Origin of the sequence: Methylobacterium sp. ME121, assembly GCF_000974725.1 — a bacterium.
Lineage (GTDB): Bacteria > Pseudomonadota > Alphaproteobacteria > Rhizobiales > Beijerinckiaceae > Methylobacterium > Methylobacterium radiotolerans.
The window spans coordinates 50361-60425 of record NZ_BBUX01000033.1 but is presented as its reverse complement, the minus strand read 5'-3'; the positions used below and the strand labels follow the sequence as shown (position 1 = coordinate 60425).

General features: G+C 69.2%; 7 protein-coding genes. 3 read left to right on the top strand and 4 right to left on the bottom strand.

From position 1 onward, the window contains the following. The first annotated feature begins 285 nt into the window (after positions 1–285). Positions 286–858 carry a sigma factor gene (locus tag ME121_RS33850; protein WP_089230953.1) on the top strand — a complete coding sequence of 191 codons (573 nt, stop codon included), beginning with the start codon at positions 286–288 and terminating at the stop codon, positions 856–858. Positions 859–1040: 182 nt separating this feature from the next. On the opposite strand, the gene ME121_RS33845 is transcribed toward ME121_RS33850, so the two are convergent. The 3 genes from ME121_RS33845 to ME121_RS19620 are packed head-to-tail and all read right to left on the bottom strand — an operon-like array spanning position 1041 to position 7414. Further along, positions 1041–4244 (bottom strand): hypothetical protein, encoded by a 3204-nt coding sequence (locus ME121_RS33845; RefSeq protein WP_491892852.1) that lies wholly within the window; start codon positions 4242–4244, stop codon positions 1041–1043. 38 nt (positions 4245–4282) lie between these two features. Continuing rightward, a complete protein-coding gene (locus ME121_RS19625) occupies positions 4283–5647 on the bottom strand; it encodes an HlyD family type I secretion periplasmic adaptor subunit (protein ID WP_024827322.1) in 1365 nt (454 codons plus the stop codon). Positions 5648–5650: 3 nt separating this feature from the next. Then, positions 5651–7414, bottom strand: coding sequence for a type I secretion system permease/ATPase (locus ME121_RS19620; RefSeq protein ID WP_059409473.1), 1764 nt, complete (start codon positions 7412–7414; stop codon positions 5651–5653). A gap of 365 nt (positions 7415–7779) precedes the next feature. On the opposite strand from ME121_RS19620, the gene ME121_RS19615 reads away from it, so the two are divergent. Next, on the top strand, positions 7780–8106 hold the full coding sequence (locus ME121_RS19615; protein ID WP_012329644.1) for a helix-turn-helix domain-containing protein: 327 nt from the start codon (positions 7780–7782) through the stop codon (positions 8104–8106). Positions 8107–8193: 87 nt separating this feature from the next. Here the strand turns inward: ME121_RS19615 and ME121_RS19610 are convergent, their stop codons facing one another. Continuing rightward, on the bottom strand, positions 8194–8448 hold the full coding sequence (locus ME121_RS19610; RefSeq protein WP_024827320.1) for a hypothetical protein: 255 nt from the start codon (positions 8446–8448) through the stop codon (positions 8194–8196). 530 nt (positions 8449–8978) lie between these two features. Between ME121_RS19610 and ME121_RS19605 the strand changes: the two genes are divergently transcribed. Continuing rightward, a complete protein-coding gene (locus ME121_RS19605) occupies positions 8979–9581 on the top strand; it encodes a sigma-70 family RNA polymerase sigma factor (protein WP_245297853.1) in 603 nt (200 codons plus the stop codon). The last annotated feature ends 484 nt before the right edge of the window (positions 9582–10065 follow it).

The following is a 10065-nucleotide window of genomic DNA, read 5'->3' as shown; positions in this document are numbered from 1 at the left end:
CACGCACAGGCGCCGCTTTCCACCGGAACGCTCCACCTCTCAATCTGAGTTCGCGCAGCGGAGACGCCGCTGCCGACCGGAGATCGCGCGCTGGATCGGCCGTGATCGCATGCCGATCCTCCTGAAAGTGACGTGCACCCGCGAAAGCGGCTTCGATGCAGCGCGGTGCGCCGGCTGATCCTGGACTTCTGCGACGTCCGCGCGCTCTTCGACGACACGTCCCGGCTCCTCGGCCGATCGTCGGTCGCCCTGCCCTGGGCCGACGACCGCGCTCACGCCGCGGGCATGGCCTTGAGGCCTGTACAGCAAACCTCTAATATGATGCTGCTGTACTGGTCCTCTGGTCAGTGCGGGACCGAGCATCGCATGCCGTACCATCCAGACACGCCGTCACGGTCGGGCGCCGGCAAGGTACCTCGATCGCCGCGCCTCGAGGCTGATGGCCGCTCAGTTCGCCCACCCACGGCGACCGGCCCCGCAGAGACCCACCCGCGTGGTCTGCCTGTGTGGGATCTCGACGCGGCAGCTGACCCGGACTCGCCGTTCGATCCGGACTGGTTCCGAGGGGAGCTCGTGCGATTACTGCCCCACTTGAGGCGATTTGCAGGATCGATGACGAAGGCCGCAGATCGAACTGAGGACTTGGTCCAAGAGACACTGCTCAGATCCTGGCTGGCTCAGGACCGCTTCCCTCCTGGCGGCGATCTCCGAGCGTGGACATTCGCGATCATGCGAAGCAGCTTCTACTCGGCGAGACGCGGCGTCATCGATGGGCCCGGCATCGTCGACGCTTCAACCGGTAGGCCATGCGTGAACTCCGTGTTGCCGGTCCGCAAAGGCCGCCGACCGGGAGTTTGATCGCGACGGCGCTCCTGGCTGAACCTTCGTGTGAGTGGCCATCCTCTTTCCCGGCTGGAAACCGCGTCGTGCGCGTGGATGGCTGATCGCGCCGCTATCGGCGTGATGCGCGACGAAGTCGGTCCTCGAAACGATCGCGCGGTCATGAGATTCCGCGGCGTTCGTCGGACCTCGCTCTCTCATCAGGAGTGGATGTCGAGGTGGTGCGCGTCGACGCCGTGATCCGCGATCCCGATCAGGCCGACGTCTCCGTGGTGGCCGCTGTCGGCCGGTGCGTGGCTCGGTCCGGCCGACGGGCCGGGTCTGTTGTCGGACGCGAAGACGAGGTCACCGTTCGGGTCGACGCTTGCTGTCGGTCGCGAGCTGTGACCTCCGCCGCGGGGCGGGGCGATCTGCTCGGCAGGCGGTGCTTGGTCACGGCTCATCTCGGCCGAGATCCCCGACTCCTGGCGGGCGATCGGCGGGTTCGGAGTCACTTGAGGACCGACGTTCACGGCTCCACCGGCATGGTCGTGCGCTGCATCGTTCGGATCGCCGAGATGCCGTGGACCGGACGCCGCGTCGACCGTTCGGCCTGCCGTGTTGCTCGACGGGATCCCTGTGTCGGTGCCGGTCGCCGCGCTCGGTTCGGCCACATTCTGCGGAGGCGGTCCGTTCTCCTGGGGATGCCCGGATGCCTCGGCGCCTCGACCGGGCCCTGCGTCGGTCTGAGCGTGCCCGGGATCGGCGGCGCTCGGCTGCGCCGGCGCGTCGTCTGACGGCGGGGCACGGTTCGCGTCGGTAGCCGCGGCGTGGCCGCCAACATCCCGCGCTCGCGCTTCCGTATCCTGGAGATGCTCCGACACCTCGGCGCTTCGTCCCGGTTCGGCGGCCTGCCCGTGCGCGGGATCGGCAGCGCTCGCCTGCGCCTGCGCGTGAGCTGACGGCGTGGCCGGGTCGGGGTTGCTCGCCGTGACCGGACCGCCGGCATCCTGCGCGTGCGGTCCGGTGTCCTGACCATGTCCGGGCGCCCCGGCGCTCCGTCCCGGTTCGGCGGCTTGCCCGTGCGCGGGATCGGCAGCGCTCCCCTGCGCCGCCGCATGATCTGACGGCGTGGCCGGGTCGGGGTTGCTCGCCGCGACCGGACCCCCGGCATCCTGCGCGTGCGGTCCGGTGTCCTGACCATGCCCGGGCGCCCCGGCGCTCCGCCCGGGTCCGGCTGCCTGCGTGTGACCTGGATCGGCAACGCTCACCTGCACCTGCGCTGACGGTTGGCCTTGGACCGTGTCGGCCCCGGTGCCATGACCGTCGGTATCCTGCGCGTGCGGTGTCGTGTCCCGGAGATGTCTCGGCGCCTCGGCGCTGCGGCCCGGTTCCGCCCCGGCCTGCGAGTGGCCTGCCTCGCCAGCACTCACCCTGTTCTGCGCGGGACCTGCCTGTGCGGCGGCTGGGTCTGTATCTGGACCGGCGGCGGTGCCGTGGCCGACGACGGGCTGGCCGTGACCTGCATCCGCCCTCCCCCCCCGCGCCTGCGCGCTGACTTGCGGCTGAGCGGGATCCGCATCGGTGCCCCAGCCCTGTTCGTGCGCGACCCGCGTTCGCGGCGCCGAGCTCTCGAGATGCCCTGGTACCTCGGCGGTCCGTCCCGATTCCGCGCCAGCCTGCCCGTGTCGCGGATCCGCATTGTTCGCGCGAGCCTGTGCGACGTCTGCCGCGGGGGAAGGGCTCACGCTGTCAGGTGTCTCGTGATCGCTCGGATCGGGCTGGGCAGAGCCCGCCGTTCGATGCCCGGGAGCCTCGGCGCTCCGCCCGGGGCCGGCCCGCGCTTGGCCCGGATCGGCAGCGCTGGTCTCGACCTGCGCGATGCCGGACGGTTGACCCGGATCCGCGCTGCCGGCCGAGCCGCGACCGTCCGCCTCCCGTTGGACCGCTGCTGTTTCCTCCCGATGTCCCGGCGCTTCAGCGCCCCGGCCGGGTCCATCGCCGTTTTGACCGCCGCCAGCCCCCGCAGCCTCCACTCGGCCCTGCGCGGTGCCCGCAGAAGGGCTCTCACCAGCGACCGTTGTTGCGTTGTGGCTGTCCGTGCCGTGCTGCTCCCGTTCGGGTGCGCCCGCGCCTCTGCCCGAGGGATCCGCATCCGGGCTCGCCTCGGGTCGTGCTCGTTCGTCTGGAAAGGTGCTCGCCCGCGAGCCGTTGTTCGAGTTTCCTGACTGCGCCTCCCCGGTCGCGAGCAGCGCATGTTTCGATTCGGGTTGTGCGGCGGGGTTGAGGCCATTGACCTGGGCGGGCGGAGCTTCGGACGCTCCAGGCCCGGTCGTCGCGTTCGCGCTCCGGACTTGCGGTCCGGCCTCACCGGTCGCGCTTGACGATGGCGCTGGCTGTTCCCGCGCTTGGGCGTCCCCCGATGCCACGGCACTGCCGTCCGATCCGGTATCCGGAGAGGACGATGAACCCGCCGCGCGGGCTGCGCCCGCCTCCACACCGTGCACCAGGGGCTGATATGCGGGCTCCGTGCCTGCCCGCGCCGGCCCCGTGGCTGAGGCCGGATCTCTGAGGCCGATCGATCCAAAATCCGCAGCATCGGGTCGGGCGGCAACGACCGAGATCGGTTCGACCGTTACGGAACCGGAGGCGCCGCTCGTCGGACCTTCGTGCCGGCCGGAGCTGTGCGGTCCACCGGCCTGGACCGGGCTCAGCGCTCCGCCCGCCATCGGCGATACGCCGCCCTGGTCCTCCGGGAAGGCCTTGATGCCACCCGGTGCGCCGAGATCTGATGGCGCTTCGTGTCCCTCCGCCGGGTGGTCGGCGAGGGCGTCCACAGCGAAGACCATCGCCGAGAACACGATGATCCCGACTTGCTTGCGATGCGCGTCGCGGTCTTCGGCATCACCGGTGTCGCGCGCTTCGGACGGCCCTTGCTGATGCGCCTGGCCCGCGTGAGGGGCCTGGGACGCGCTCTCGGTCGACCGGGCCTCGTCAGCGGCGCGGGCGTCGTCGGGCGACAGGCTCAGGGCCGCGGCCGCGACGAGGGCGGCGAGCAGCGCCGCCGGGTGAACCGAGAGCTTCGTCTCACCGGCACTCTGCGGGATCGGGAGAAGCTCGGGATAGCGTCGGGCGATCTCGTTGATGAGGGCGCGAAAATCGCTGCCCCGCATCGGGCTGTCCAAGACCTCGGACGCGATGACGTAGCTGCCGTCGATCCTGGCGAAGTGCATGACGGCGTCGCCATCCGGCCGGCAGAAGACGAACCAGGGATCCGCCTCGTCGCTCAGGCCCTGCTCGCTCCCGATCTGCAGGCCGGCCCGGACCAGGGCGGCCTCGACGCGGTAGAATTCCGCGAGTTCCTGCTGCGACCAGCCACCCCGGCACGTCGCCGCGGGTCGGAAGAATGAGATGACCGCGCCCATCGGGACCTCACGTCCGCACAGTGACTGAGAAGCAGGGTCTAGCGCTCATGGAAACTGCGTCCCAGAGCGTCGAAGAACGGAGCCACCAGATAGTCGAGCGCGGTGCGCTCGCCGGCCGAGACGACGACCTCGGCAGGCAGGCCGGCCAGGAGGCGTGACCGTACGTCGTCCGGGAGTTGGCGGTCGTCGATCTCGACGGTGCCGGCGAAGTAGGCGTGTTTCGTGCCGTCGTCGATCAGGCGATCGCGGGACACCATCGTCAGCGTGCCGAAGATCGCCGACATGCGGCGCGTCTGAAAAGCCGGGAACTTCACCTCGGCCCGCAGGCCGGCATGGACCGCCTCGAGATCGTTCGGCGCGAACTGCACGCTGATCACCAGCCTGTCGTTCGTCGGAACGATCTCCATCAGCGGCTCGCCCGAGCGGACCACCTGCCCGATCGTGTAGACCTTCAAGCCCTGGATGACGCCCTGATGCGAGGCCCGGACCTCGTGCCGACGGAGGACATCCTGGGCCACGATGAGCTTCTCGCGCAGCTCGGCGATCTTCTGCCGCGTGTCCAAGAGCTGTGCAGTCAGCGCCTCCTGTAGCTTCTGTTTAAGCTGCGCGGTCTGCATCCCCGCTTCGTTGATGCCGTTCTGCGCCTTGGCGGTCTCCGCCACGGACCGCCCGATCACGCCTTCCAGGCGCGCGTGCTCGCGTTCCATCATCAGGACGCGCGAGAGCGGGATGAGGTTCTTCTCGCGCAGGCCGCGCAGGCCCTCCAGCTCCTGCTTGATCAGGGCGACCTGCTGCTCGACCGAGGCCTTCTCGACCGCGAGCCCGGAAATCTCCGTCCTCAACTGGGTGACGCGCGCCTGGATGAGGGCGAGCTGCGCCTGGAAGGACCCGCGCCGCTCCGACAGCTGGCTGGCCTGATCGTCGATCATCCCGGCGACGGCCGGCTCAGCGCGCCGCGCCGCGATCTCCGGCGGCAGGAGCAGGTCTTGCGCCTGGCTCTGCTCCGCACGGAGGCGGGCTTCGAGGATCAGGGCCGCGTCGAGCTGGCCACGGAGGAGATCGTTGCTGGCACGCGATTGCACCGGATCGATGCGGAGCAGGACATCGCCCGCGCGGACCGTCTGTCCGTCCCGGACCAGCACCTCCTGGACGATGCCACCTTCGAGATGCTGCACCACCTTGCGGCTGCCTTCCGCGACCACCACCCCGGGACTGATGACCGCCCGGTCGAGGCGCGCGAACGTGGCCCAGGTGCCGACTACTCCGAACGTCGCGAAGATGAGCGCGTAGCCGGCCACCGCGTAGGCGCGCCAGTTCGTCAGGCCGGTGACACCCGGCCGCTCTCCATCGGGCGCTTTCTGGACAGGTGACGGGCTCAAGATCGCGGCGCGCGGGACGGTCATCGCTTACCCCGCGCTCCGCTGCCCGTCGGAGCCTCGGTGGCTCTGGGACGTCGTGGGGCCGACGGGCGGCACCAGGGTCGGGACAGGCCTCTGGCCGGTGATGTGGCCGAGGATCTGATTGGGCGGTCCGGAGAGTTGGACGCGGCCCTCGCCCATGAGCAGGATATGGTCGGCCTCCTCCAGCAGGCTCATCTTGTGGGTCACCATCACGACCGTCGCCCCGGACTGCTTCAGGGCCGCGACGGCGCGCATCAGCGCCGCTTCGCCGTGCTGGTCGAGACTCGCATTCGGCTCGTCGAGCACGACCAGGCTCGGCTCGCCGTAGAGGGCCCGGGCCAGAGCGATGCGCTGCCGCTGCCCTCCGGACAGACCGTGTCCCCCGCGCCCGATCACCGTGTTGTAACCCTCCGGCAGGGACTGGATCAGCTCGTGACAGCCAGCCCTTCGGGCAACCTCGATGACGCGCGCATCGTCCAGGGCGGCGAAGCGCGCGATGTTCTGCGCGACGGTCCCGTCGAACAGCTCAACGTCCTGGGGCAGGTAACCGACATGCTGCCCGAGCAGAGCCTTGTCCCAGTGGCCCAGGTCGGAGCCGTCGATGCGCACCGTGCCTTCCAGCAAGGGCCAGACACCGGTGAGCGCGCGCACGAGCGTCGATTTGCCGGCGGCACTCGGGCCGATGATCCCGACGACGCTGCCGGGCTCGAGCCGGAAGCTCACGTCCTCGAGGATGGCTCGCGACGCTCCGGGGGCGGCCACCGAGATGGTCTCGGCCTCGATCAGGCCGCGCGGTCGCGGCAACACGAGGCGGCGCGTCTCCGAGCCGGCGACGGCGATGAGATCGGTCAGTCGCCGATAGCTGGCCCGCGCCGCCGTGAAGCCCTTCCAGTTTCCGACGACAGCCTCGATCGGCGCGAGGGTGCGGCCGATGATGATGGACGCGGCGATCATCGACCCGGCCGAGATCTCGCGGTGCATCGCGAGATACGCGCCGATGCCGAGCACCAGGGTCTGCAGGAGCATGCGGATGAACTTCGTGGCGGCGACGATCAGGCCCGCGCGATCGCTCGCGCGCGCCTGGAGGAGCAGAACATCGTCGTGACGCCGGCTCCAGAGCCCGCGCATGGACGCCACCATGCCCATGGCCTGGAGCACTTCACCGTTTCGAAAGACCGTCGCGGCGCTCTGCCCCGCCTCGCGCGAGGCCTGACTGGCGGCGTCGAGCGTCCGGCGGGTCGCGATCTCGTTGAGCAGCGTGAGGCCGAGGATCGTGCCGCCGCCCACGAGCGCCATCCAGCCGAACCAGGGGTGTAAGATGAAGCAGGCGAGCAGGAAGATCGGGATCCAGGGCAGATCGCAGAACGCCAGCATGCCGCTGCCGGTCAGGAACTCCCGCAGGATGTCCACGTCGCGCAGCGCCGTGTCGTGCTGCGCGCCGGGCTTGACCAACGTGCCGCGATGGGCAGCATCGAAGATCGGCGTGGCAATCTTCTGATCGAACACGACGCCGCCGCGTACCAGGAGGCGGGCGCGCAGCATCTCCAAGATCGCGTAGACGGCCAGGCCGAACGCCGCGATCAGCGTGATCCCCGCCAGGGTTGTCTCATTCCGGCTCGGGATCACGCGGTCGTAGATCTGGAGCATGTAGAGCGGGCTGACGAACAGCAGCAGATTGATGAAGAGCCCGAACAACACGGCGGTCGTCAGGACCGGCCGCAGGGAGCGCAGGCCGACGGTCAGTGCCGATTGCAGCGCATGATCGCCCATACTGCCCTCTTCCTGCGATCGTTCGGCACGACCGGCGACACCCGGTGGCTCAGATTCCCGTCCTGCTCGCGTCCGTGACCCGCGGGCGCTCAGATCAGCGAGCGTGGGTCACGTGTCCGATTCTCGACAATCATGGGCCGCTATTTGGAGACACTGACCGGTATTGCGGCATTCCGCGCCTCTGTTCAAACCGTTTCCTACGGGATGATGATAGCGCTGGTCGGATACCTGCCAAGCATCGGGTCGCGTTCGGGGGCGACGGTCGACGGCGCGTGTCTGGACAGCGCGACGCCGGGTCGGCTATATGGTTTTTGCTGTATAAGCGCCGCGCTGAGTGGCGTCGGTCGGCAGGAAGGCGAGACTCCGTGTATGCTCATCAGCAACGCCTGGACTCCGAGGAGGTGCTGGAGCTGCGTCGGGAGGGCGGGCGCTATCTGAAGGAACTTCGGGAGGCACGCGGCCTGTCGCAACGACAGCTCGCAGCGCTGGTCGGTGCGGATTACTACACCTTCATCTCGCAGCTGGAGACCGGGCGCGGCCGGATACCTCCGGATCGGTACCGCGCCTGGGCCGAGGCGCTGGCGATCGAGCCGAGAGCGTTCGTCCGGAGCGTCATGCGCTTCTACGACCCGATCACCCACGAGATCCTGTTCGGCGATCCGGCCGGGAAGCCCGGGACCGGCGAGGCGTAGGCCATCGACGCTCTCAAGGTGAGGATCGCTCGGATGAGCGAGGCGCGCGTGACGGTTCCCGGCAAGGAGACGACCAGCCGCGCGGGCTCAGGACGTGGAGTGACCCGCATCGTGCATCGTCTGTGACCCGAAGGCCGAGGCGTCCTCAGGGGTCGCGTCGGCAGCAGAGACGGGTGCGCCGATCGCCGCCATCAGCATTCGCAGCCCTTCGATCCATGTATCGGCCTCCGCTCGGGAGACACACCCGGTGCGGCGAAAGGTTTTTCCGGATTCAAGTTTCACGACAACATCGAACCGGCCATCCGGTCTGTCCGTGATCCAATATTCTACATTCTGCGGCATCGAAGCTGCTCTGAAGTTCCTCATCTGGCGGGCCACAGCGGCGCCGCGCGCGCAGCTCGCAGTCTCGTGGAAATCGCGCACCGCTCCCGACGCCGTATTCCGTTCACCGTGACACGACATTCGTCGCTCGGACTCGGGGAACATCGCCGTTCGAGCCGCCCTGGACGCGAAGATCTTCGGGACCCGCTCACTTCATCATTGACACCTCCCATCCGATCGAAGCGAGGCCCAACGCTCGGGCCGCCGAGAACGATCCCGCATTTGCAGGGTTAGATGTTCACTGTACAGTCAGGTGGCTGGCCCTATCTGCGGAGATGAACGCTCGATGACGCGCGCATCCGGGTCGGTCCCGTCGGATGGCCCGATGCCGCTGCGGGCCGCCGAGCGGGCCCCAGGGCGGGCCGGGATCGGGGCGTGCGACGAGCGCTTTGAAAGGACGTGACTTGACGGACACGTTGGTTGCTCAAGACGGAGAGGCCCGTCGGCCGAGCCGGCAGGATCCCCCGGAACTGGCCGCTCTACCGGCCGGCGTGCGGGATCATCTCGGTCTGCAGTTGCGCGTCGCCTACGAGGCCGTGACACGGGCACAGACACCGCCGCGTTTGCTGGAGCTCGTCGCGCAGCTCGATGCGGCGCTGGAGGGACCGCAACGGGACTACGCCGCCGTTTTTCGCGACGGCCTGACCGAGGCACTCCCCGGCCTGCGCGCCTTCGCCCTCTCGCTCGTGGGCGATGCCTCGCGCGCCGACGATCTGGTCCAGGAGACGGTGCTCCGGGCCTGGGCGCGACAGGAGCTGTTCATACCGGGCTCCAACCTGAAGGCGTGGCTGTGCACCATCCTGCGCAACCAGTTCTACACCGAATGCCGCAAGCGGAAGCGCGAGATCGAGGACGTGAACGGCGCTGTCGCGGCGCAACTCACCGCCCCGGCAGCTCAGGAGCACGGTTCGGATCTGCAGGTCGTCTGGTCCCACATCGGCAAGCTGCCGGAACTGCAGCGGGAGGCCCTGCTCCTGGTCGGGGCACAGGGCCTGACCTACGAGGCGGCCGCTGAGGTGATGGGCTGCCAGACCGGGACCGTGAAGAGCCGGGTGAGCCGCGCCCGTGCCCTGCTCGTCGCGCATCTCGCCTGAGAGCGGCGTGCTGCTCCGAGGGGATCACGGAAGGCGCCGAACCTCGGCGCCACCGGGATCCTCGTCGCCTGGCCGGATCGGAGCGGTGAGATGAGGCGCGCGACGCGCGAAGCCCTCGGAGGTCTCGGAAAGACATCCGGCCCTCGCCGCTGATACGGGTACCCTGGCGCACGCCCCTCCCCCGCCCGCTTCGAACCGCACGGGCGTCTGTCGGGGGCGCCGACCGCGACATCGCGGCCGTGATGCTCGATCGCTCGTCCCGCGGTCCAGCGCTCACCCTTCGGCAAGGTTCGAGCCCGCCCGGTGTTGACCGCCGCGAGATTGGCCGCGCGTCCCGGGCCGATTCACAGGTCATCGCGGGTGAGGCTGCGGAGCAGGTCGCCCTTAACAAACCCCTCCATCCCCGCACGAATCTCTGCCGCCGCTGGACTCGGTTTGCAGAATCGGTCCACATGAACAGTCACGTTGGCAGAATCGGGCGGGG

Excerpts from the sequence above, each read along its gene's own strand:
- ME121_RS33850 (WP_089230953.1), top strand. The coding sequence starts at position 286 with ATGGCCTTGAGGCCTGTACAGCAAACCTCTAATATGATGCTGCTGTAC.
- ME121_RS33845 (WP_491892852.1), bottom strand. The coding sequence starts at position 4,244 with ATGGGCGCGGTCATCTCATTCTTCCGACCCGCGGCGACGTGCCGGGGT.
- ME121_RS19625 (WP_024827322.1), bottom strand. The coding sequence starts at position 5,647 with ATGACCGTCCCGCGCGCCGCGATCTTGAGCCCGTCACCTGTCCAGAAA.
- ME121_RS19620 (WP_059409473.1), bottom strand. The coding sequence starts at position 7,414 with ATGGGCGATCATGCGCTGCAATCGGCACTGACCGTCGGCCTGCGCTCC.
- ME121_RS19610 (WP_024827320.1), bottom strand. The coding sequence starts at position 8,448 with ATGCCGCAGAATGTAGAATATTGGATCACGGACAGACCGGATGGCCGG.